This is a genomic window from Dactylosporangium sp. NPDC050588, assembly GCF_040654975.1.
Taxonomy (GTDB): Bacteria; Actinomycetota; Actinomycetes; order Mycobacteriales; family Micromonosporaceae; genus Dactylosporangium; species Dactylosporangium maewongense.
Genome location: NZ_JBFAJA010000064.1, coordinates 57,194 through 78,391 on the forward strand (window position 1 = coordinate 57,194; position 21,198 = coordinate 78,391).

At 70.1% G+C, this 21,198-nt stretch carries 21 protein-coding genes and 3 pseudogenes; 15 read left to right on the forward strand and 9 right to left on the reverse strand.

What is annotated here, in order from left to right; all coding sequences use genetic code 11:
• Positions 1 to 290: 290 nt before the first annotated feature.
• Positions 291 to 515: a hypothetical protein gene (locus AB0I21_RS37250; protein ID WP_360568341.1), complete on the reverse strand. Its 225-nt coding sequence runs from the start codon at positions 513 to 515 to the stop codon at positions 291 to 293.
• Between the two features lie 239 nt (positions 516 to 754).
• Between AB0I21_RS37250 and AB0I21_RS37255 the strand changes: the two genes are divergently transcribed.
• Together AB0I21_RS37255 and AB0I21_RS37260 are read left to right on the forward strand one after the other, a co-directional pair.
• The gene (locus AB0I21_RS37255) at positions 755 to 1,285 is read left to right on the forward strand and encodes a pyridoxamine 5'-phosphate oxidase family protein (RefSeq protein WP_360568343.1); all 531 of its coding nucleotides are present in this window, start codon (positions 755 to 757) and stop codon (positions 1,283 to 1,285) included.
• A gap of 168 nt (positions 1,286 to 1,453) precedes the next feature.
• Positions 1,454 to 3,967: an excinuclease ABC subunit UvrA gene (locus AB0I21_RS37260; protein ID WP_360568345.1), complete on the forward strand. Its 2,514-nt coding sequence runs from the start codon at positions 1,454 to 1,456 to the stop codon at positions 3,965 to 3,967.
• Between the two features lie 424 nt (positions 3,968 to 4,391).
• Here the strand turns inward: AB0I21_RS37260 and AB0I21_RS37265 are convergent, their stop codons facing one another.
• Entirely contained in the window at positions 4,392 to 4,592 is a 201-nt protein-coding gene (locus AB0I21_RS37265) for a hypothetical protein (protein WP_360568347.1), read from the reverse strand.
• A 20-nt stretch (positions 4,593 to 4,612) separates the two neighbouring features.
• On the opposite strand from AB0I21_RS37265, the gene AB0I21_RS37270 reads away from it, so the two are divergent.
• The 4 genes from AB0I21_RS37270 (at position 4,613) to AB0I21_RS37285 (ending at position 9,289) form a co-directional block, all read left to right on the forward strand.
• The gene (locus AB0I21_RS37270) at positions 4,613 to 4,774 is read left to right on the forward strand and encodes a zinc ribbon domain-containing protein (protein ID WP_360568348.1); all 162 of its coding nucleotides are present in this window, start codon (positions 4,613 to 4,615) and stop codon (positions 4,772 to 4,774) included.
• 49 nt (positions 4,775 to 4,823) lie between these two features.
• Positions 4,824 to 6,011: an FAD-dependent oxidoreductase gene (locus AB0I21_RS37275; RefSeq protein WP_360568349.1), complete on the forward strand. Its 1,188-nt coding sequence runs from the start codon at positions 4,824 to 4,826 to the stop codon at positions 6,009 to 6,011.
• On the forward strand, positions 6,008 to 6,904 hold the full coding sequence (locus tag AB0I21_RS37280) for an RNA polymerase sigma-70 factor (RefSeq protein ID WP_360568351.1): 897 nt from the start codon (positions 6,008 to 6,010) through the stop codon (positions 6,902 to 6,904). Before AB0I21_RS37275 ends, AB0I21_RS37280 begins: the two co-directional genes overlap by 4 nt.
• Positions 6,905 to 7,228: 324 nt before the next feature.
• Positions 7,229 to 9,289 carry an MMPL family transporter gene (locus tag AB0I21_RS37285; RefSeq protein ID WP_360568353.1) on the forward strand — a complete coding sequence of 687 codons (2,061 nt, stop codon included), beginning with the start codon at positions 7,229 to 7,231 and terminating at the stop codon, positions 9,287 to 9,289.
• 285 nt (positions 9,290 to 9,574) lie between these two features.
• On the opposite strand, the gene AB0I21_RS37290 is transcribed toward AB0I21_RS37285, so the two are convergent.
• From AB0I21_RS37290 to AB0I21_RS37300, 3 genes and pseudogenes are all read right to left on the reverse strand, one after another.
• Positions 9,575 to 10,033, reverse strand: coding sequence for a hypothetical protein (locus AB0I21_RS37290; RefSeq protein ID WP_360568354.1), 459 nt, complete (start codon positions 10,031 to 10,033; stop codon positions 9,575 to 9,577).
• A gap of 169 nt (positions 10,034 to 10,202) precedes the next feature.
• On the reverse strand, positions 10,203 to 10,922 hold the full coding sequence (locus AB0I21_RS37295; RefSeq protein WP_360568389.1) for an FAD-dependent oxidoreductase: 720 nt from the start codon (positions 10,920 to 10,922) through the stop codon (positions 10,203 to 10,205).
• A 225-nt stretch (positions 10,923 to 11,147) separates the two neighbouring features.
• Positions 11,148 to 11,321: pseudogene (locus AB0I21_RS37300) on the reverse strand (NAD(P)-binding protein); the annotation flags it as partial.
• A 49-nt stretch (positions 11,322 to 11,370) separates the two neighbouring features.
• On the opposite strand from AB0I21_RS37300, the gene sigJ reads away from it, so the two are divergent.
• Positions 11,371 to 12,222 carry an RNA polymerase sigma factor SigJ gene (sigJ, locus tag AB0I21_RS37305; protein ID WP_360568356.1) on the forward strand — a complete coding sequence of 284 codons (852 nt, stop codon included), beginning with the start codon at positions 11,371 to 11,373 and terminating at the stop codon, positions 12,220 to 12,222.
• Between the two features lie 160 nt (positions 12,223 to 12,382).
• On the opposite strand, the gene AB0I21_RS37310 is transcribed toward sigJ, so the two are convergent.
• Positions 12,383 to 12,634 (reverse strand): DDE-type integrase/transposase/recombinase, encoded by a 252-nt coding sequence (locus AB0I21_RS37310; RefSeq protein ID WP_360568357.1) that lies wholly within the window; start codon positions 12,632 to 12,634, stop codon positions 12,383 to 12,385.
• A gap of 65 nt (positions 12,635 to 12,699) precedes the next feature.
• On the opposite strand from AB0I21_RS37310, the gene AB0I21_RS37315 reads away from it, so the two are divergent.
• The 3 genes from AB0I21_RS37315 (at position 12,700) to AB0I21_RS37325 (ending at position 15,063) form a co-directional block, all read left to right on the forward strand.
• The gene (locus AB0I21_RS37315) at positions 12,700 to 12,930 is read left to right on the forward strand and encodes an integrase core domain-containing protein (RefSeq protein ID WP_360568359.1); all 231 of its coding nucleotides are present in this window, start codon (positions 12,700 to 12,702) and stop codon (positions 12,928 to 12,930) included.
• A gap of 323 nt (positions 12,931 to 13,253) precedes the next feature.
• A complete protein-coding gene (locus tag AB0I21_RS37320) occupies positions 13,254 to 14,039 on the forward strand; it encodes a tryptophan 2,3-dioxygenase family protein (RefSeq protein ID WP_360568361.1) in 786 nt (261 codons plus the stop codon).
• A complete protein-coding gene (locus AB0I21_RS37325) occupies positions 14,032 to 15,063 on the forward strand; it encodes a methyltransferase (RefSeq protein WP_360568363.1) in 1,032 nt (343 codons plus the stop codon). Before AB0I21_RS37320 ends, AB0I21_RS37325 begins: the two co-directional genes overlap by 8 nt.
• 4 nt (positions 15,064 to 15,067) lie before the next feature.
• Here the strand turns inward: AB0I21_RS37325 and AB0I21_RS37330 are convergent, their stop codons facing one another.
• The gene (locus tag AB0I21_RS37330; protein WP_360568364.1) at positions 15,068 to 16,381 is read right to left on the reverse strand and encodes a pyridoxal phosphate-dependent aminotransferase; all 1,314 of its coding nucleotides are present in this window, start codon (positions 16,379 to 16,381) and stop codon (positions 15,068 to 15,070) included.
• A gap of 96 nt (positions 16,382 to 16,477) precedes the next feature.
• Here AB0I21_RS37330 and AB0I21_RS37335 point away from each other — a divergent pair.
• A pseudogene (locus tag AB0I21_RS37335) lies at positions 16,478 to 16,600 on the forward strand (IS701 family transposase); the annotation flags it as partial.
• Here AB0I21_RS37335 and AB0I21_RS37340 read toward each other — a convergent pair.
• A complete protein-coding gene (locus AB0I21_RS37340) occupies positions 16,575 to 17,255 on the reverse strand; it encodes a response regulator transcription factor (protein ID WP_360568366.1) in 681 nt (226 codons plus the stop codon). The pseudogene AB0I21_RS37335 and the gene AB0I21_RS37340 sit on opposite strands and share 26 nt — an antisense overlap.
• Positions 17,252 to 18,400 carry a sensor histidine kinase gene (locus AB0I21_RS37345; RefSeq protein WP_360568368.1) on the reverse strand — a complete coding sequence of 383 codons (1,149 nt, stop codon included), beginning with the start codon at positions 18,398 to 18,400 and terminating at the stop codon, positions 17,252 to 17,254. Before AB0I21_RS37345 ends, AB0I21_RS37340 begins: the two co-directional genes overlap by 4 nt.
• A gap of 192 nt (positions 18,401 to 18,592) precedes the next feature.
• On the opposite strand from AB0I21_RS37345, the gene AB0I21_RS37350 reads away from it, so the two are divergent.
• The 4 genes and pseudogenes from AB0I21_RS37350 (at position 18,593) to AB0I21_RS37365 (ending at position 21,093) form a co-directional block, all read left to right on the forward strand.
• Positions 18,593 to 19,117 carry a DUF1772 domain-containing protein gene (locus AB0I21_RS37350; protein ID WP_360568370.1) on the forward strand — a complete coding sequence of 175 codons (525 nt, stop codon included), beginning with the start codon at positions 18,593 to 18,595 and terminating at the stop codon, positions 19,115 to 19,117.
• The gene (locus AB0I21_RS37355) at positions 19,114 to 19,584 is read left to right on the forward strand and encodes a hypothetical protein (RefSeq protein WP_360568372.1); all 471 of its coding nucleotides are present in this window, start codon (positions 19,114 to 19,116) and stop codon (positions 19,582 to 19,584) included. The genes AB0I21_RS37350 and AB0I21_RS37355 overlap by 4 nt, the downstream gene beginning before the upstream one ends.
• A gap of 449 nt (positions 19,585 to 20,033) precedes the next feature.
• Positions 20,034 to 20,162, forward strand: a pseudogene (locus AB0I21_RS37360) (hypothetical protein); the annotation flags it as partial.
• A gap of 535 nt (positions 20,163 to 20,697) precedes the next feature.
• A complete protein-coding gene (locus tag AB0I21_RS37365) occupies positions 20,698 to 21,093 on the forward strand; it encodes a hypothetical protein (protein WP_360568391.1) in 396 nt (131 codons plus the stop codon).
• The last annotated feature ends 105 nt before the right edge of the window (positions 21,094 to 21,198 follow it).

The following is a 21,198-nucleotide window of genomic DNA, read 5'->3' on the forward strand; positions in this document are numbered from 1 at the left end:
GCGCCGCCGACACGACCGGTTACGCCGCCGACCAGGGCCTGCCAGCCGTCGTGCTGGCTTGGGCGACGGCCGGAGCCTTCGCTGCCAGCATGCTTGTCGGCGTCGTCGTCGGGCTCTACCCCGCGATCCGGGCGGCCGGGCTGTCCCTGCCGAAGCAGTGTCAAGACCATCACCCAGCGCACGTCCCAGACGAGTAAGGGGGTGGCAAGAAGCGCGCGCCGTGCAACTGCAAAGCGCGGCTCACGGCGGTGAGCCGACAGGACTCGGACCCTGAACCTATGAATCGAAAACTATGAGACGACGTCGCCGAAGACGACCTCGCCGTTGGCGGTGACCTCGATCTGCTTGAGGTTCTCGACGAATCGCAAGGTGGACAAAGTTCCGTCCCGAGGTGAGGTGAGGTGAGTGGCGGTCCACCAGATCGTTACCGATCCGGCCCGCCGCAGTGCTCGACTGAACGGCGGTATCGCCTCGACCGGACGGTTGTTACGCATGGTGGCGTCGACGAACGGCATCCGTAACGTCCCCACGCTCACCGACCCCTTCGCCGCAGACCTCAACCGGGCGAGGTCGGTGCGCACGATCGGCGGCAGAACCCGGAACCAAGATCGCCAGTTCGGGTACTGTCTGCGAAACGGATGAAGAAACAAGACACAAGGTGTCAGGTTTTGGGTTAAGTATCGGTTGGCTGTTCGGCGTCGACGGCGGGGCGTAAGCCGGGAATTCCGATAAGTACCAACAGATAAGGACGTTCGTGCGCGAAACTTCAGAAGAACTCAAAGAGCTTCAGGCGCTGCTTGATGCCTCCCTCTCCCGTTCCACCGCGCATCTCCGCTCGATCATCAGCACTGAGCGCACCCTGACCGCGCAGCAGCTCACCCACGTCCTCGCCGGCATGTGCACCCTCGCCCTGTCCACCGTGACGGCGAAGGGCGAGCCGCGGATCAGTGGTGTGGATGGGCATTTCCTGCACGGCAAGTGGCTTTTTGGCACGGCGCGCGGCTCGGCCAAGGCGCGTCATCTCTCGGCGCGGTCCGCCGTGAGCGTCGCGCACATGCGCGGTGAGGATCTGGGCGTGTTCACGCACGGGAGGGTGGAGATCCTCAACCCCCAGGACGGCGAGCCGGCCGAGGACTGGCCGGACCTGCTCGCATACCTCAAGGACTTCTACGGCGAGGACCTCTTCGACTGGGACAACACGGTTGTCTACTACCGGCTGCGTCCGCACTGGATGGCCGCCTACGCGCCCGACATCGCCAAGCTCACTGCGCTGTCCCAGTCCTGATCCCGCAGCAGTGGCCGGATCGGGACCAGCCACGTCATGAGAGATCTGTGAAGGGTCCGCTCCGATCCCCTGGACGGCGACCTGCGGTGAAGCGCGTGTTCGGTTTGTTCGGCAGGGCAGGGGTTGTACGCCCATGCCCTGCCTCGTTTGCGAGAGGGCTGACGAAGGTTGACTGAATTCGGATCGGACGTCGCGAAGGGACGCGACACGATCGACGTGGTGGGGGCTCGTACCAACAATCTGCGGGACGTGTCCGTGAGCATTCCCAAAGGACGGCTCGTCGCCTTCACCGGAGTCAGCGGCAGCGGCAAGACCTCGCTGGCCATCGACACCCTGCACAGCGAAGCCCAGCTGCGGTATCTGGAGGGGCTTTCGCCGTTCGTACGGCAGTACATAACGCAGCGCAATCGGCCGAAGGTCGACCGTATCCTGGGACTCGGCGCGACGCTCGCGGTCGACCAGCGCCGCCTGAACCGTAACCCCCGTTCCACCGTCGCAACGATCACCGGCATTGATGGGCACCTGGGGCTGCTCTACTCGCGTCTCCCTGGGATCGGCGCAGACCCGGCGACGGAGAGTGGTGACGAGTATCTGACGACCGCTCACTTCGACCGCAATACGCCGGAAGGGAGCTGTGCGGACTGCCACGGGGTGGGCGGGCGCTGGCAGGCGCAGGAAGACCTGGTCATCACCCATCCGGAGCTTCCGCTCTTCGAGGGGGCCTCGCCCTGGTACGCCAAGTGGCGATCGGGGGAACACGCGTTCATACCGGCGCTTGCCGAGAAGCGGGGCGTGGACCTCGGCCGGTCGTGGCAGTCGCTGCCTGAGGAGTTCCGTCACTGCGTGCTCCACGGCACGGGTGACGAGAAGATCGAGGCGACCATCCACATGACGAACAGGAATGAGAGGGCCATGGTGACCTACACCTCGAGTGAGCCGCTGCGGGGCGCGCTCGCCGAGGTGGAGCGGGTGTTTGTGAATGCCCAGACGTCCAGCGCCAAGCAGCGCTACCTGCCGTACATGCGCAAGCAGCCCTGCGGCACCTGCGGCGGCAGCGGATACGACCAGGTGGCCCGGTCCGTGCGGCTCGGTGGACTGACCTACCCCAACCTGCTCGAGGTGGAGGTGCGGGAGGTACGAGGCTGGGCGAAACGCGTGGCGGACGAGCTGGACGCCCGGCAGCGTGAGGTGGGCGATCCGCTGCTGCAGGACCTCGGCCGCAGGCTCGGAATCCTTGACCGGCTCGGCCTGGCCCACCTCCAACTGTCCCGGAGCGCAGCGACACTGTCCGGGGGTGAGTTGCAGCGGACCCGACTCGCCGCGCAGCTCAGCACCGAGCTGAGCGGCATAATCTTCGTCCTGGACGAGCCCGGCACCGGGCTGCATCCGGCGGACAAGGCACACCTGCTCGACATCGCCCTGGAGCTGCGCGAGGCCGGCAACACCGTACTCCTCGTCGAGCACGACCCTGAGCTGATCGCCCGAGTCGACTGGGTGATCGACATGGGGCCCGGCTCGGGCCGATTTGGCGGTGAGATCCTCGTGTCCGGGCCTCCCGCCGACGTGGCCGCTCATTCCAAGTCGCTGACCGGGCGCTATCTGGCCGGCGAGGGGCCGCGGCTGCACCGGGTCCGCCGCCCGGCCGGGGATGGGACCGGCTGGGTGGAGCTGCACGGGCTGCGTACGCACAACGTCACCGCGAGCCTGGTGAGGTTCCCCGCCGGTCGGCTCACCTGCCTGACCGGCGTGAGCGGCAGCGGCAAGAGCAGCCTCCTCGCCGCGCTCGGGGCGAGCGTGGAGGCCGCCCTGGACGGGACGGCGACCGACACGGTGCGGGAGGTGACCGGCATCGAGGGGTTCAGCTGGGTCGCCGTCGTCGATCAAGAACCGCTCGGGCGGACGCCGCGATCCAACCCGGCTACGTACAGCAAGGCGTTCGACATCGTCCGCAAGCTGTTCGCCGAGACCGAGGTGGCGCGCGGGCGAGGGGTCAACGCCTCCTGGTTCAGCTTCAACACCGCGGATGGCGGCCGCTGCGAGACCTGCACCGGTTATGGCCGCAAACTGGTCGACATGCACTTCCTACCGGACGTGTGGGTGGTTTGCGACGTGTGCGAGGGCCGGCGCTACAAGCCGGAGGCGTTGGAGACCACGTACCGGGGACTGGCCATCGATCAGGTGCTGGAGCTCACCGTCGCCGAGGCCGCGGAGCACTTCTCCGAGCCCCGCCAGCTCGTAGAGACCCTGGAAGCTCTGAACCAGGTCGGGCTCGGCTATCTCCAACTCGGCCAGAGCGCCACAGAGTTGTCCGGCGGCGAGGCGCAGCGGCTGAAGCTGGCCTCCGCCATCCAACGCGGTGCTGCGAGCCGCAAAGCCGGGCTCGTCGTTCTCGACGAGCCCGTCTCGGGCCTGCACCCGTCTGACATCCAGCGCGTGGTGGACGCGCTCGATGTGTTGCTGGACTCGGGCAACACCGTCGTCGTGGCCGAACACGACATCCCCGTCGCCGCGTCCGCGGACTGGGTGATCGACCTGGGGCCGGGAGCCGGTCCGGATGGGGGCGCGGTGGTCGCGGAGGGCACCCCGGAGGCCGTCGCGACAGCCGACACCCCGACCGCCAGCTTCTTCCGGCGGTACGCGGCGGGCCTACCGCTCCTGGAGATACGAGAAGGCCTGCGCTGACCAGGGGTCGGGGCGGGTCCTGCGTCACGTCCTGCACCCTGTCCGTGCCCCAGCCGAGGAGGAGCGCCCCCGGCTTGACATCGGCGGAAGCGTGCGCGCCTCGGCCACCGCCGAACAGCAGGTCCAGGTGTTCGCCGTCATGCGTTCACCACTGGCCGTGCCGCCGCCGGCCAAAGTCGGCCGCGTGGTCGACGGGCCATGGTGCGACGGTATGCGGCGGCCGGCCGGTCACCCGCTCATCGGTGCCCCGGTCCGTCGACCGCATCGGCGAGCAGCGCCATCATCCAGTTGGTGGTCTCGGCGTACGGTTTCGGACCCGGTGGGAGCGGTCAGTCTGCCCGCTCCCACCGGGCCTCTTGAGCCGACAGCCCCGGGTGTCCGCTGGGCGCACTCCGCACGGTTTGCGTCCGGCCCGGTCAACGTGTCACCCGGTGGTGGCCAACTCGTCTTCGGAGGCCGGCACAGTGGCCGTCCGACGTATGGCGACGGTGACGAGCAACGCGGCGCCCGTCAGCGCCACACCGAACCAGAGGGCGCTGTCGAGGCCAAGACTGTCGGCGAACCATCCGCCGAACAGCGCGCCCAGTGCGATGGACGTGTTGTAGCCCATGGTGTTGATGGACATGGCCGGCCCAGATGAGAAATGTGGCGCGCCAGTTGGTGAGGCTTTCCAGGAATGTCGAATACAAGGCCGAATGGCACGGCCGCACCCTGGTCGCCGTGGACCGCTGGTTCCCGTCGTCCAAGCTGTGCTCGACAGCGCTGCACGGCCCGGTCGGCGTGTTCCCGCTTGGCAATCTAGGGTGATGCGCGTCACGTCGCGTCAGGTTTCGGCGTTCCGTGGTGTCTTGGAGGCATGACTGAGCACAACACACGCCACAAGGTCGTCGTCATCGGCGGTGGTTATGCCGGAACGCTCGCGGCCAACCATCTGCGGGTGCGCGCCGGCGTCGACATCACACTGGTCAATCCCCGGTCGGACTTCGTCGAACGAGTGCGGCTGCACCAGTTCGTGGCCGGCACCAGCGACGCCACGGTCGACTACGGCAAGCTGCTCGGCGAGGGCATCCGGCTGGTTGTCGACAGCGCCACGCACATCGACACCGCCGCCCGCGCAGTGCAGCTGGCGTCGGGCCACGCGCTGAGCTACGACTATGTCATCTACGCGGTCGGCAGCACCGCAGCGATACCGTCATCGGTGCCTGGCGCGGTCGAATTCGCTTTCCCCATCGCCGAGCTCGAGGCTGCGCAGCGGCTGCGTGCCGGGCTGGAGCAGCTGTCCGTCGATGCTCCGGTCACCGTGGTCGGCGGCGGACTGACCGGCATCGAGACGGCCGCCGAGCTGGCCGAGCAAGGACGTTCGGTCACCCTGGTGTGTGGCGGAATCCTGGTGTCGTCATGGGGTTCGTCCGGTCGCCGATACGCCGCCAAGTGGCTGTCCCGGCACGGTGTCACCTTGCGCGAAGCTGACGTGGTGACCGAGGTTCGCCCGGATGCGGTCGTCTTTGCCGACGGTACGGTGCGTTCGAGCGCACTGACCATCTGGGCGACCGGTTTCGGCGTGCCGGAGCTGGCGGCCGCGAGCGGGCTGCGCACCGACACGCTCGGCCGGCTACTCACCGACGAGGCGTTGACCAGTGTCGACGACGACCGGGTGGTCGCCGCCGGCGACGCCGCGGCACCGTCGGGCCAGCCGCTGCGGATGAGCTGCCAGGCCGCCGGGCCGCTGGGGGCCCAGGCAGCCAATACCGTGCTGAGCCGCATCGCGGGTTCCGAGCCGGCGGCGATCAACCAGGCCCTCACTGGGTCGTGCGTCAGCCTCGGCCGGCACGCCGCCATGCGACAGCTCGCCCGCAAGGACGACACCGTGGTGAACGTCTACATCGGTGGCCGCCTGGGCGCCGCGATCAAGGAACTGACCTGTAAGGTCGCGGTGTCGAGGATCCGTCGCGAGGCACGCAGGCCGGGTTCCACGGCCTGGGTCAAGGGCGGTCGGCGGCTGGAGCAGCCGGCCTCCGCTGCGCGGGTGGTCACGTCCCCGTGACCGCCGACGAGCATGCCGAGCGGTTCACCCTGTTGCGGCCGCTGCTGTTCACGATCGTCTACGAAATACTCGGCTCGGCCACCGAATCCGACGACGTGCTGCAGGACAGCTATCTGCGGTGGGCCGAGGTGGACCTCGCGACGGTGCGGGACACCCGGTCGTACCTGGCGCGGCTGGTGACCCGTCAGGCGCTCAACGCGTTGCGGGCGAGCGTGCGCCGTCGCGAGGACTACGTCGGCCCGTGGCTGCCCGAACCGCTGCTGCTCGACGAGAGCGACCTGTCGGCCGATGTGGTGCTCGCCGAGTCGGTGTCGATGGCGATGCTCGTACTGCTCGAAACGCTCTCCCCCGATGAGCGTGCTGTGTTCGTGCTGCGCGAGGTGTTCGGCTTCGGCTACGACGAAATCGCCGCAGCGGTGGGCAAGTCCGTGGCGACGGTGCACCAGGTGGCGCACCGCGCCCGCGAGCACGTGCAGGCGCGACGCAGGCGATTCCAGCCCGTCGGCGCCGCGAAGGCCGCGCAGGTCACCGAGCAGTTCATGACCGCGGCGGCCACCGGTGACATGGCAGGACTGCTCTCCCTGCTCGCGCCGAACGTCGTCTGGACCGCCGACAGCGGCGGCAAGGTCACCGCGGCGCGCCGGCCGGTGGTGGGCGCGCAGAAGGTGGCCGCCGTCCTCGTGGACCTGTTCCGCACAAGCCGCCAGATGCCCGGCATGCGGATCCAGATGGCCACCTACAACAACGCGCCCGCGATGGTCGCCCACATCGGCGACCACCCCCAAGGCGTCCTGCTGATCGAGATCATCGATGGGAAGATCACCAACCTCTATGCCGTCCGCAACCCGGACAAACTCGTCTCGATGACGGTCTCGCGTCAGATCAGCCGGTAGGAGCAGGTCCTGGCCCCGGAGGTGACCCTGCGGCCGATCCACGGCCGGGACAAGGTCACCCGCCTGCTCGGCGTCGTCCCCGCTTCGGCAAGGCGCTCAAGGTCGTCTGCCGCAGCGTCATCGGCGACCCATCGGCGCTGCTGTTCACCGATGACACCCCCTTCGCCGTCGTCCTCGACCTCATTTCGGGCGGCAGCCAGATGTACGGGGATCTACGCCGTCATCAATCCGGACAAGCATTCCCACGTCGACTGAACACCGAGGAATCCCATGTTGCGAAACGTAGTGACCTTGCCCAGTGGCAGGATTGCGAAATGGGCCATCGTGGCCATCTGGATCGCCCTGCTGGTGCCGGCCTTCATGCTGGCCGGCAAGTTGGGCGACGTTGAGAAGAACGACAATTCGGCCTGGCTGCCCGGCAACGCGGAGGCGACCGAGGTCGTCGAGCAGGCCAAGAAGTTCCAGCCTGCGGAGACCCTGCCCGCGATCGTGATCTACGACCGGCCCGCGGGCGTCACCGCTGCCGACATGGCCAAGGCCCAGGCCGACGCCGAAGCCTTCAAGGGCATCGAAAAGGTCGTGGGGCAGCCGCAGGGCCCATTGAAGGCCCGGGACGGCAAGGCCATCCAGACCGTGGTCCAGGTTGACGACGGTAACGAGGGCTGGGACGGGGCCCACAAGGTCGTCGACGCGATGACCAGGATCGGCGAACAGAACGCCAACGGTCTCGGGTTCCACATCACCGGACCGGCCGGTTACGCATCCGACTCCATAACGGCCTTCAGCGGAGGAGGCGCCCTGGGGATGATCACCGCGCTGGTGGTGGTCGTGATCCTGCTGTTCACCTACCGCAGCCCGTTGCTGCCACTGCTGCCGCTGCTGACCGCGGGCGGCGCCCTGGTCATGGCGGAAGCGGTGATCTACCTGCTGGCGAAGAACGCCGGGCTCACCGTCAACACGCAAACCAGTCTCGTTTTGACCGTGCTGGTGTTCGGCGCCGCCACCGACTACGCGCTACTGCTCATATCGCGGTACCGGGAGGAGTTGCGGCGGCACGAGGACCGGCACGAGGCGATGGCGGAGGCCCTGTACCGCTCCAGTCCCGCGATCATCGCCAGCGCCGCGACCGTCGCTGTCGGCCTGCTGGTGCTGCTGCTGGCCACCCTCAACTCCACAAAAGGGCTCGGCCCGGCCTGTGCCATCGGTATCCTCGTCGGGCTGCTCGCCATGGTCACCCTGATGCCGGCCCTGCTGGTCATCTGCGGCCGCTGGATCTTCTGGCCGGTGAAGCCGTCGTACGGCTCGGTCGGGACGGCCAAGGACAGCATCTGGACGCGGATCGGTACCGCCATCTCCGGCCGGCCGCGGATCGTGTGGGTCGGCACAGCGTTCGTCCTCGGCGTCATGGCGATCGGGGTGTTGGGGCTCAAGGCCGATGGGATCCCGAGCAAGGGCCAGTTCACCAACGAGTCGCAGGCGGTCGTTGGCGAGGCGATCCAGTCCAGGCACTTCCCGGCCGGGTCGGGCGACCCCATTTACGTCGTGGCCAAGGCTGCCTCGGCGGAGCAGGTCAAGAGCGTGCTGTCAGACGTCCCGGGGATCGCCGACGTCGCGGCGCCGATGATCAAGGATGGTGAGGTCTTCGTTCTCGGGACGCTCAAGGACGCTCCCGGCAGCAAAGCCGCGATGCGCACCGTCGAGCAGGCCAGAACCGCGGTCCACAAGATCGAGGGCGCGGATGCCCGGCTCGGCGGCAGCACGGCGATCGCACTCGATACACAACAGTCGGCCGCCCGCGACTCCAAGGTGATCATCCCCGTCGTGCTGATCGTGGTTTTCCTCATCCTCGCGCTGCTCCTGCGGGCGATCGTCGCACCGCTGCTGCTCATGGCGACGGTGGTGCTGTCGTTCGGGGCGGCCCTCGGCGTGAGCGCTCTGATGTTCAACCACGTGTTCAACTTCGCCGGCGCGGACGCGAACTTCCCGCTCCTGGTGTTCGTGTTCCTGGTCGCCCTGGGCATCGACTACAACATCTTCCTGGTCACCCGGGTGCGCGAGGAGGCACTGCTGCACGGCACCCGACGCGGCGCGCGGACCGGACTGTCCGCCACCGGCGGTGTGATCACCTCGGCAGGTCTGGTACTGGCCGGCACCTTCGCGGCGCTGGGGTCGCTGCCGTTGGTGTTCGCGGCGCAGCTGGGATTCGCGGTGGCGTTCGGCGTGCTGCTGGACACCATGATCGTCCGCTCGGTGCTGGTCACCGCGCTGACGCTGGACGCGGGTCGATGGATGTGGTGGCCCAGCAAGCTGTTCAAGCATCACGACCCCCAGTCGCCGGCGGGCGAGTCCGACCCCGAACCCGCTCTCGTGGGCGCGGACGGGTGACAACCTTCCGCCACGGGCCTTCTGGCGCCGGCCGGGAGGCACCGGTTCTGGATCTGAAGATGTCCACAACGCCAAGATGATCATGCGACCGTCTCGCGTCCACCCCACCTTGCCAGCAGCGTCTCAAACGGCGGCCACCGTACTGGCTGACCCTGACAGATAGGGGGACGACACGTATCGCGACGGACGGCGTGCACGTCGACGGTGTGCCGGTGTCGTGCACCGACGTTCCGGGCGGAGCGCGGTCGCTCCGCCCGGAATCCGTTGTGCCGGTCAGGGCCTGTGCTACTTCGTGCCCGGCCCGGCGGTGCCGGCGTTCTGCTTGTCCTCGGCTGCCTTGTCGCTCGCGTTGCCGCCGCTGGACTTGGCGCCAGGGCTGGGCTTGGTCTTCGGGTTTTGCTGCACCACTCCTGCGGGCGGTGCCGTGACCGTGACCGCCACGCCGAAGTCGCTGAACTGCGTGACGATGCGTTCGTCGGAGCCGGCGAAGCTGACCTGGAGCCGTCGGATGCGGTCCTGGTCGTCCACGTCCACGGCGCCCGTGATGGTCCGCGCGGCGCCAAGTGGTTTGTCGCCGGTGTCCGCGAGTGAGAAGGTGAACCGTTTCCCGGTCCAGTCGTCGCCGGAGGCGGGGCCGTCCTCGCGGATGTCCGTGGCGGACCGCAGGCGCTCCAAGGTCAGTGCCGGGTCGATCGTGACGAGTTTGATGACGGCGATGCCCAGCGGCGCGTCCGCCACGTCCATTCGGGGCGCGACCTCCCAGGCGCGCCGGCCGTCGGCATGCTGCTGGGCAACTTCGCCGCCGGCCGGTTCCTGCGGCCGTCGCTGCCGGGAACGGTCCTCGCCGACTTCCTCGTCGTGCTCGGCACAGTCCCGCCATTCCCGCACCGGGTGCCCGGGACGGCCGTGCGGCTCACCCGCCGGTGGCCAGCCGGGCGGCGGCGACAGCGCTGTGGAACGACACCTCGCTGAGCAGCCCGGGCGCGGCGACCATGTCACCGGCGAGGTACACGCCGTCGCCGCGGTCGATCGCCGGCCGGTCGCGCCACGTCTGCCCCGGCAGGTCCAGCGCGCCGGACCGGCCGTTGGCGACGCCGTGCCGACGCCACGTGGTCCGCTCGCGCCAGCCGGGCAGGGCCAGGTCGACCAGTGCCTCCAGGCGGGCCAGGCCGTCGGCGCTGCCCTCGGCGGTGCGCAGTGGCAGCTGCGCCTGGATCAGCGACTCGCCGGGCGGCGCGAGGGTCGGGTCGGGCAGCGTGTACCGCTCCACCCAGCCGGCCGCGTCGAGGTCGGACACGACGAAGGCGTCCCGGCGGTCGTCGCGCACGGCGAGGTCCAGCAGCACCGTCCGGCCGCTCGCCACGCTCGGTAGCGCCGTGCCGAGCAGGCGGCCCGCCGCGTCGAGGGTGGTGGCCACGATCACCGGCGGCTCGGGCAGGTCGGTGACGCGGGCCTCGGTCTCCACGGCGACGCCGAGGGTACGGGCATGGGCGGTGAGCCGGGCCACGAGCCCGTTCCAGCCGCCGGTGAGGTACCGGGCCGGCGAGCGGGGCGCGAAGACCCGCAGCAGCCGCGGCCAGACGAACGCCGCCGACAGCCGTCCCGGGTCGGCGTCGAAGGTCGCCACGCCCATGAGGTTCGATGCGGCGACCGCCGCCACCTCCCCGTGCCGGTCGCGGATCCAGGTGTGGAAGTCGGCGTCGACCGGCGCGACCCGGCGCCGCCGGGCGAGGACCGGCAGCAACTCGGCCGGTGGGGTACGGCGCAGCCGGTCCCCGTGACGGAACCGGAATCCGGTCAGGCCGGATAGCGGTACCCCGGACGACGCGCCGATCAGGGCCCGGTCGGCGAGCCAGCGCCACCACGGACCGTCCCGGTAGAGCACGTGCGGGCCGTCGTGGGCGACGTACGGGGGTGCGGTGGCACGGGCCCGGCCGCCGAGCGTGCGATGCGCCTCCAGCAACTGGACGCGGGCGCCGGCCTCGGCGCAGGTGACGGCGGCGACAAGGCCGGCGAACCCGCCGCCGACCACGGTGATCCTCTGCATGGCCGACTGACGACGTAGACCACAATCGTGTGACATGGACGATGGCGAGCAGCACCGCCGGTACCTGTTCGCGGTCGCCTACCGGCTGCTGGGCAGCGCCGCGGACGCCGAGGACGCGGTGCAGGAGGCGTTGCTGCGCTGGCACACCGCCGCGCCCGCCTGCGTGCAGCACCCACGGGCGTGGCTCACCACCGTGACGTCGCGGATCTGCCTGGACCTGCTCGGCTCGGCCCGCGCCCGCCGCGAGACGTACCCCGGGACCTGGCTGCCCGAGCCGCTGCTCGGATACGACGACTCGGACCTCGGCGAGGCCACCGTCCTGCGGGAGTCGGTGCGCACCGCCGTCCTGCTGGTCCTGGAGAGCCTCTCGCCCGCCGAACGGGTCGCGTTCGTGCTGCACGACGTGTTCGGCATGGACTTCGACCGGCTCGCGACCGTGGTCGGCCGCACCCCGGCGGCGTGCCGGCAGCTCGCGTCGCGGGCGCGCCGCCGGGTCCGCGCCGAGGCCCCAGCTCGCGCGCCAGTCTCCGCAGAGGAGCACCGGCGGGTCACCGCGGCGTTCCTCAAGGCCACCGCCGACGGCGACCTCGCCGACCTGGTGAGCCTCCTCGATCCGCGGGTCGTGCTGCGCTCCGACGGCGGCGGCGAGGTGCTCGCTGCGCGGGTGCCGGTCCATGGCCCCGAGCGGGTGCTGACGCTGTTGTCCGGGCTCGGCCGCCGGTACGCCGGGGTGCGGGCCCGCCCGGTGCCCCTGGCCGGCGGCGCGGGCCTCACCCTGGAGCTGGGCGCGACGCTGATCGGCGTGATCGGCATCGAGGTCGCCGGCGGCCGGGTCACCGAGCTGAACCTCGTGGTCAACCCGGCCAAGCTGCGCCGATCGACGTAGCCTCAGCTGCCGAGCGTCGCGATCCAGCGGAACCGGTCCTGCGTGTTCGGCCCGGCGTGTTCGGCCCGGCGTGGAGACCGGGTTCGAGCAGCTCGCGCTGAGCGGCGCTGTTGCGTTTGCCGATCGGAGGACACGGTTCGAGCAGGACCTGGCTCAGTCTTCAGATGACGGTGGCGAGCTCGTTCAACGCGGCGGCGCCGGGGAGTCCGCGTGGGGCGTCGAGCCCGAGTTCGTAGTGGCCTCGGCGGAGGTTCTGTATGAACGCGTGTCCGGCGATGATTGTCTGTGCGGTCCGGTCGGTGCGTAGCCCGCGCATCGGTCTGAGCCGGTGCTTGAGCTGGCTGTGGTCGGCCTCGATCCGGTTGTTGGCGTGCCGTTCGACGTGGCGCCACGTTTGAGGGAACCAGTTCATCGAGGATCGCTGCGCCGCCTGTACGTCCTGTTCGTCCCGGGCGAACGCTTTTCGCGGAACGATTCGTGCGCAGCGTCCGGGCCGAGTGCGCCGACCAGATCCTGATCTACGGCGAACAGCACGCCCGCACCGTGCTCCGCGACTACGAGGACCACTTCGACCGGCACCGGCCACACCAAAGCCTGAACCAGCGCCCACCCGACCACGACCCGGGCATCATTGTCGCGATCGACCAACGGATCCATCGACGACGTGTCCTGGGTGGCGTGATCAACGAGTACCACCGGGACGCCTGACCAACCCGCCAACAACCCAGCTCACAGCACGTAAACGAGTTTTGGCGCGGTACACGGAGCCTGAAGGTAAAAAGCAAGCTCGTGACGTGTTCCGCTGGATCTCGCCACGGTCCGGGTCCGACGACGGAAAGTCCTCAATGGACTGGTCAACGAGTATTCTCAGGCAGCGTAGCCAAACCGGGTTTCCGAACGGTACTTGGCTGTTCAATCCCGAGAGATATTCATTGATGTACGACAATCAAAAAACTCGCAGACATCTTGTCCCGGAGTTGTGGCTCAGGTATCGTTGGCGATCAATGGAGACGGAAAGGTCCTGCTGAATCGTGTATTCGCACCTGCATCCGGCCACGGAGCGCCAAAATTACGCCGGCTATCTCCGAATTCCGGAGCTCATGTCGCTGCAGCATCCGCTCACTCCGCCGGACGACCCCAGGACGTTCCATGCGGAGCACTTCTTCATTGTCGTACATCAATGCAGCGAGTTACTGTTGCGACAGGTGATCCTGGAGCTCGACGCCGCGGTCGAGTGCCTGGCCATGACGGACGGTGACGTCGAGGACTGGCTGGAGAGCGTGGGCCGGGCTAGCGACTGCATGGTGACGCTGCGTCAGCAGGCCGAGCTGCTCGGGCGGCTGCCGGTCGAGTGCTTCGCCGCGTTCCGGCAGCGGCTCGGCACGGCGAGCGGCGCTCAGTCCGCGCACTTCCACCGGCTGCGGACGATCCTCGGCCTGAACGGCGACAGGCCGGGCCCGCTCTTCGAGGGCTACCTGCGGCTGCTCGACCGTTCCGGTCGCGATCTGGCCGAGTTGGTCGCCGAGGGGCTGCGCGGCGACCCGATGTTCCGGATGTCCCAGGCCCTCGCCGAGCTGGCGCAGGGGGTCTGGAGCTGGCAGACGACCCACGTCCACGTCGTCACCCGGATGATCGGTGACCGCTCGGGCACGGGCGGCACGACCGGCCTGGAATACCTGACGAGCCGGCTGCGCACGCCGTTCCCGCAGCTGTGGGCGGCCCGCGCCGAGGCGCACGCCAGCCACGCCCAGACCCTCGGCGGCCACGTCGAGACCTTTAGCAGCCACGCCGAGACCCACGGGGTACCCGTTGCTTAGCCGCACTGACTTCACCGGAACAACCGCCGTCCTGTCCCTGCTGTCCGGCGCCATCACGACGCAGGTCGTCTCGGCAGGCGTCGGCCTCGGGCTGCCCGACCACCTGAGCGACCGACCCTGCAGCGCCGAGGACCTCGCGCGAGACACCGGCGTCGACCTGCCCAACCTGCTGCGTATCGTGCGGGCCTGGGCGGCGTTCGGCCTGCTCGCCATCGACGACGCCGGCGAGCTGCGGCAGACGCCATTGACCCCGCTGCTGCGCCGGGACACGCCGGGCTCGCTCCACCACCGGTCGCTGCAGCTCGGCCACCCCGACCTGTTCCGGGTCTTCGAAGGGCTCGGCACCGCGCTGCTCGACGGTGGTTGCGCGTTCGAGGCGGCGCACAAGCGCACGATGTACGAGTTCTTCGGCGACAGTCCGCCGCTCGGGGAGCTGTTCGTGCGCGACCTGTCCGCCAACTCCGTCGGCATCGGCGACGAGCTCGCCCGCGCGTACGCCTTCTCGGGCGTGTCCTCCGTCGTCGACATCGGCGGCGGCGACGGCCGGATGCTGACCCGGCTGCTGCGGGCCTGGCCGCACCTGCGCGGCGCCGTCTTGGAGCGGGCCGAGGTGCGGCCGGCGGTGGAGCGGCTCCTCGACGCGGAAGGTGTGGCGGACCGGTGCGCGGTCGTCACCGGCGACTTCTTCGCGGGCGTCCCGGCCGGGCACGACATGTACCTGCTGAAGTACGTTCTGCAGGACTGGGGCGACGCGGAGGCGACCGCGCTGCTGCGGTCGTGCCGGGCGGCGATGGGCGACGGGAGCCGCCTGCTGATCCTCGAGCAGATCGTCCCCGACCGGCCCACAGCGACGCCACGCGCACAGTCGGCGGTCCTCGACGACCTGCTGGTGTTCTCGTTCACCGGCGGCGGCAACCGCACCATGAGCGAGTTGGCGGCACTCGTCCACGGCTCGGGCCTGACGATCCGCGAGCCCGCGACCCGGCTGCCGCAGGTCGACGTCGTCGAGTGCGTTCCCACGTGAACGTTCAGTAGTAGCGGATCTCGGCGTCTTCGAGCCGCCGGATCGCCTCCACGACGACGGCCTCGCCTCCGCCCAGGTACGCCCGCAGGAACGGCACGCCGGCGTCGGTGCCGTCGATCGTGATCGACGCGTGCGAGAACAGCAGCCCGGCGCGGTCCAGCAGGTCGCGGCGCCAGGCGTCGACGCCGTCCGGCCGGGTGCGGAACGCGGGCGGTACTGCGACCAGGAAGTACGGCGTCGCGGTCCCGGTGGCGGTGAGCTCCCGCGGCCAGCCCAGCCCGACCAGCGACTTGGCCCACAGGGCCCGGTGGTGGCCGAAAGCGGCGCGCTGCCCGGCGAGGTAGCGGGCGCACTCGGGGTCGGCCAGCCAGCGCGCGATCGCCCACTGCCGGCGCGCCCCGCGTGGGAAGGCCCACTGGATGGTGTGCCGCGCGATGGCACGCAACGTCTCGGGGTGGGCCATGACGCTGCCGATGCCCCAGTCGTTGCAGGCGAACACCTTGCCGAACGACTCCACGCGGCACCACCGGCGCCGTGCCCGCTCCGGCGCGTCGGCGCGTACGAAGTACCCGAGCAGGGTCGCCGGCGCGGAGACCTCGTCGGCGTCGTCGGTCACGACCCGGCGGTAGGCGTCGTCGAGCAGGATTCCCGCGCCGCGGGCGGTGGCGGCCTCGAACAGCGTCGCCAGCACGCTCTCCGGCCAGGTCGCGCCGGTCGGGTTGTGCTGGGTGTTCACCACGACCAGCGCGAGCCGTCGGCCGGGGTCGGCGTCGATTCCGGCCAGTGCATGCTCGATGTCGGCGGGGTCGGGGATCCAGGCGTGTTCGGCGCGCAAGGGCCAGTACGCCATCTCGTAGCCGAGCGGCTCGAAGATGCCGGCGTAGTCCCACGTCGGGTAGGCGCACAACACCGCCGGGGTCCGGCCGTCGCCGTCGCCGTCGAGCAGGTGCCGGGCGAAGTCGCCCATGATGCCGCGGGTGCCGGTGCCGGAGGTGAGATGCAGGTCGAAGTCCGCACCGGGGCTCGCGTGCCGGTCCAGTCGCTCGGACCGCACGGTGTCCGCCGCGATCGACTGGCGCGCCTCGGGCAGGCCGGCCGGCGTCCGGCTGTATCCTGCGAGGTGCTGCGGCGCCTGCTGTTCGTACGCCGCCAGCCCGGCCGGCAGCGCCCCACCGAGCAGGTAGGGGTCGCCGATCGACATTGGCAGCGGTGGCAGGGCGTGACCGGACCGCAGGTAGCGGTCGAGCATCCGCGCGTCATCGGTGGTGTCGACGTCGGGATCGGTCATCAGGCCGGCGAGAGGCGGCAACCGCAGCATCCGCACCATGATAGCAGACATATATAAATGTCGATGCATAACCCGCGCTGACCCGACGACTTCCCGGATGTCGGAGACGGCGAGCCTGCCGACGGCGGCCACCACAGCCTGCTGGTCCGGCGTAACACCACCACCGGCGAGCTCGCCTTTTACCGCTGCTGGACACCCCAGCCGGCCAGCCTGGTCCGCCTGGTCATGGTGGCCGGGACCCGTTGGAGCTTCCGGGGGTGACGAGTCCGGTTTCGTAGGCGATGACGACGAGCTGGGCGCGGTCGCGGGCGTCCAGCTTAGTCAGCAGGCGGCTCACGTAGGTGCGGGCGGTGTCCGGGCTGAGGTGCAGCGCGGCACCGATCTCCGCGTTGGACCGTCCGGTGCCGACCTGTGCGAGGACGTCGCGTTCACGGTCGGTGAGCCCGGCGAGCCGCCGGATGTCCGGCACGGGGGAGCGGGCCGCGGCGGCCAGGACGCGCCGGGTGACGGCGGGGGAGAGCAGCGCGTCGCCGCCGGCCACGGTGCGCACGGCGGCCCGCAGGGCGTCGGGCGGGGTGTCCTTGAGCAGGAAGCCGGCCGCGCCGGCCCGGATGGCCTCGAAGAGGTACTCGTCGTCGTCGAAGGTGGTCAGCATGACGACCTGGACGTCGGTGAGGCCCGGGTCGGCCAGTATGCGGCGGGTGGCCTCGATGCCGTCCGTGCCGGGCATGCGGACGTCCATGAGCACCACGTCCGGTCGCGCGGCGCGCACGATGTGCAGACCCGCGGCGCCGTCACCGGCCTCGCCGACGACGGTGATGTCCGGTGCGCGGTCGAGCAGCGCGCGCAGCCCGGCGCGGACGAGGTGCTGGTCGTCGACGATGACGACCTGGATGTCCGTCATGCGCCGCTCCCGGCCAGCGGCAGGCGTGCGTGGATCCGGAACCCGCCGCGCTCGCCGTTGCCGGCCTCGACGGTGCCGCCGAGCAGGCAGACCCGCTCGGCCATGCCCCGCAGTCCATGGCCGTTGCCGTCCAGCGGTGCGCCGGGTGGTGCGCCGTGGCCGTCGTCGACGACCTCGAGCGACAGCCCGGGTCCTGTCGCCCGCACCGTGACGTGCACCTGGCTGGCGTGTGCGTGGCGCAGGGTGTTGGTGAGCGCCTCCTGGACGATTCGGTAGGCGGTCGTGCCCACGACGGCGGGCAGCGCATCGACCCGGCCGGTGACGGTCAGCTCGACGGGCAGGCCGCTGCGGCGCACCCCGTCGACGAGGGTGTGCAGTTGGTCGAAGCCTGGTGCGGGTTCGCGGGTACCGGAGTCGCGGCGCAGGGTGTGCAGGGTGGCGCGCAGCTCACCCATCGCGCTGCCACCGGCCGAGCTGATCGCGGCGAGCGCGGTCCTGGCCTGGTCCGGTGCGTTGTCGGCGAGAGCCTCCTGCGCCACCGCCGACTGCAGCGTGATGACCGACATCGTGTGGCCGAGGGTGTCGTGCACCTCCCTGGCGATGCGCAGCCGCTCCGCCTCGACCTGCCGGGCGGTCTCCCGGCGGCGGTCCTCGACCGCGGCGACCGCCTGCCGGGCCATCTCGGCGCGCAGCGACCTCCTGCTGCGCACGGCGTCGCCGAGGGCGATGACGGCGAGCATCAGCGCGGCCTCGGAGCCGAGGTCGAAGCCCACGACGATCGAGACGGCGTCGCCCTCCGCCAGCCGCATGGCCACCGACAGCGCCAGCAGCCCGCCGCCGACGAGGGTCGCCGGCACCACCCGGCCGCGCTCCGCCGCCGTGTACAGCACGGCGGCGGTCGGCGCCGCCAGGCCGATCGCCGGGAGGTCCAGCCAGTAGTACCCGACGATGCCGGCCGCGGTCGCCAGCAGCGCCGGGACCGGCCACTGCCGGCTGCACAGCAGCAGCCCGCCGAAGCCGACCGCGAAGGCGTAGGCGAGCACCGCCCGGCCGGGTGGCCCGCCGTCGGTGATCACGGCCGCCGCGGCCAGGCAGAAGGTGGCGACACCGAGCAGCGCGTCGGTGCGGGTGGGTCGGCAACGCACACCAGCAGCGTAAACGGCATGCCGGGCGGCCGCTGTCGCCGTGGAGCGTCAGGCCCGCGCCGCCGCGTACGTCAGGAAGCGACGCCGGTCCGCTCCCGCAGGCGGCAGACGGCGACGCCGGCGCACCACAGCATGGTGGACGACCACCGGGGACCGCCCGGCAACGGCGCGACGACACAGGAGGACCCGAACGTGTCCCGTACCAAACTGACCTGGATCACACTCGTGGTGCTGGTGTGGACCGCGATGCTGTCGTTCGGTGGCGTGGCCGCCGAGACGGTGATGCTCTACCCGAACATCTTCGGCGACGCCCCGGCGTCGCTGGAACGGGCCCGCGAGTTCATGGTCGCGGGCGGCCCGAGCGACTACTTCCCGCCGCTGGGCGCCACAGTGGTGCTCAGCAGCCTCGCCGCGGTGCTGCTCACCTGGCGCGACCCGCGGTTGCGGTGGTGGATCGCCGGCGCGGCCGGGGCCTTCATCGCCTGCGAGTTCCTGTTCTCCGCGGTGTTTTTCTGGCCCCGCAACGAGATCATGTTCGTCGACCCGGTCGGTACCCACTCCCCGCAGTACCTGCGGCAGGTGGCCGACGAGTTCGTCGCCGGGCACCGGGTCCGTCTCGCCGGCGGCGCGGTCACCGCCGTGCTCGCCTTCACCGCGCTGCTGCGCTTCGCCCGCGACACGGCTCGCGCGAGCGTCGCCGCGGAGGCCGCGCGATGAGCCGGCCGCGCCGGATGCTCGGGTTCTCCTGGCCGGTGCTGGTCGGCCTGGCCGCACTGGCCGTGCCCCGGCTCGTGCTGCACGACCTCGGCGTCGTCGAGGAGGGCAGCCTCGTCAACGGACTGCTGGTCTTCCTCCCCCCGCTGTGCTGGATCGCAGCGGCGCTGTGGCAGCGGCCGCCGCGCCCGTTCGTGACCGTCCTGGTCATCGGCGCGCTCTACGGCGTGTTCCTCGCCGCCGGCCATCAACTGCTGTGGGACACCGCCTTCGACGGGGTCACCCCGACCCTCGGCGGGAACCTCGCCGACGTGGACCCCACGGTGCAGCGCGGCGTCGTGCGCGGCGCCGCGGCGGTGTCCAGCCTCGTCACCGGGACGATCGTCGGCGCGGTCACCGGCGCCGTCGCGGCGCTGCTGTGCCGGGTCGTGGCGCCCCGCCCGGGACCACCCGACGAAGCCGACAGATAGGAAGCCGGCTCCGGCGACGCAGGCCCTGCTGTCGTACGCGACGCGCGGCGTCGTCGAGCAGCATCGGTCACAACAGCACGGGCGGGACCGAGGTCCCGTTCCGGCAGTACACCAGAGACGACGGCGGCCAGGGCCTGGACCCGGTTCCGGGCGTGACCCCGGTGGTCTACCACGTCGGCGACGCGGACGGCAACCGTCTCGTGTCACGTGACCCGGCCGGTGCCACCGTCTACCTTCCGGGCCACGAGCTGCGGAAGGTCGGTTCGGCCATCACCTGTACCCGGTTCTACGGCGACGCGGCGAGCCGTACCCCGGCGGGGCTGACCTGGCTCAGCGCCGATCACCACAGCACGGCGAACCTCGCGGTCAACGCCGGCACCCTCGCGGTCACGAACCGCCGGCTCGACCCGTTCGGCAACCCCCGGGGCGCCGTCCCGGCCTGGCCGAACGTGAAGGGCTTCGTCAACGGCACGGTCGACGGCACCGGACTGACCCACCTCGGCGCCCGCGAGTACGAGCCGACCACCGGCCGGTTCATCTCCGACGACCCGGTCACCAACCCGAACGATCCGCAGCAGATCCACGGCTATGCCTACGCGAACTCAAGGCCGACCTCGCTCAGTGATCCATCCGGTCTCGAACCTCGCCCCTGGCACAACCCGAACTACGACCCGAACACGTGCGCGAACGGCAAGGGCGGATACGAATGCCACCCTGCCGATGACGTGCGGACGAACGGGCCGATCGGAGGGCCGGGGAACGGGGGCAAGCCTGGTCAGAATCCCGGCGCGACCGAGGACCCGGCGACCAGCGAGGTGCCGTGCACGGTCAACCCCGAGCCCTGCTTCAATCCCGGCGTCGTCGTGCCCGGCGGCGGGAACCCGCTCAACGTCCCGCAACCGCCCGGCACCTACTTACAGCGGTCCTCTCGGCGGCACCAATCACCTACAGCGCAGTGGATTGACACCTGCGGGACCCGAGGCCAGCATCGCGAACGGCTACAACATCATCCAGATACGAGTCTGGGGGAAGGTGGTGTTCGCGGACGATACGACAGGTTCCTTCACGGGGTACGGTGTGTGGGGGATCTAGACCGCACGCGGAGGGAATTCGGTGACAGCGCAGGCCCTCGGGCGCCTCAAGGATGCACTGGCATTGGTGCAAGACGATGTCTTTGCGTCAGGTCTCTCGTTCAGGCTTGCCGTTCGGAGCGTGGGTTCCTTCAGAGAACGTCCCATCTATCACGTGACCTTGGAAGACGGCAGGTTCTACGGCGGGCAGGGCCGTCTTGAAGGGGAAACGGAGGAGGATGCGCTGGCCGAAGTTGCCGAAGATGTCCAAGACCTGTTCGCCGAGGTGCTGAACATCGCATGGCCCGACTGCGCAGTGCACAACCGTGGACTGCACATGCTCTGCCTGGCCGGCTCGTCACCGGCATGGTGGTGCTATTTCGGGGAGGGTCACCTGGTGGCACCCGTCGGGGAGCTGTCGGCATTGAACCCTTCCTGAGTTGACTCGCGGGCCGTCCGTCAAGGACGGGCGGCCACCGACCCGAAGGCCGAGGGCCGATCCCGGGTTGCGGCTGGAGTATTAGCCGTCGACCATCGGAGCAAG

Coding starts and splice junctions, on each gene's coding strand:
- AB0I21_RS37250 (WP_360568341.1), bottom strand. CDS start 515: ATGCCGTTCGTCGACGCCACCATGCGTAACAACCGTCCGGTCGAGGCG.
- AB0I21_RS37265 (WP_360568347.1), bottom strand. CDS start 4,592: ATGTCCATCAACACCATGGGCTACAACACGTCCATCGCACTGGGCGCG.
- AB0I21_RS37275 (WP_360568349.1), top strand. CDS start 4,824: ATGACTGAGCACAACACACGCCACAAGGTCGTCGTCATCGGCGGTGGT.
- AB0I21_RS37290 (WP_360568354.1), bottom strand. CDS start 10,033: ATGGACGTGGCGGACGCGCCGCTGGGCATCGCCGTCATCAAACTCGTC.
- AB0I21_RS37295 (WP_360568389.1), bottom strand. CDS start 10,922: ATGGGCGTGGCGACCTTCGACGCCGACCCGGGACGGCTGTCGGCGGCG.
- sigJ (WP_360568356.1), top strand. CDS start 11,371: ATGGACGATGGCGAGCAGCACCGCCGGTACCTGTTCGCGGTCGCCTAC.
- AB0I21_RS37310 (WP_360568357.1), bottom strand. CDS start 12,634: ATGAACTGGTTCCCTCAAACGTGGCGCCACGTCGAACGGCACGCCAAC.
- AB0I21_RS37330 (WP_360568364.1), bottom strand. CDS start 16,381: ATGCTGCGGTTGCCGCCTCTCGCCGGCCTGATGACCGATCCCGACGTC.
- AB0I21_RS37340 (WP_360568366.1), bottom strand. CDS start 17,255: ATGACGGACATCCAGGTCGTCATCGTCGACGACCAGCACCTCGTCCGC.
- AB0I21_RS37355 (WP_360568372.1), top strand. CDS start 19,114: ATGAGCCGGCCGCGCCGGATGCTCGGGTTCTCCTGGCCGGTGCTGGTC.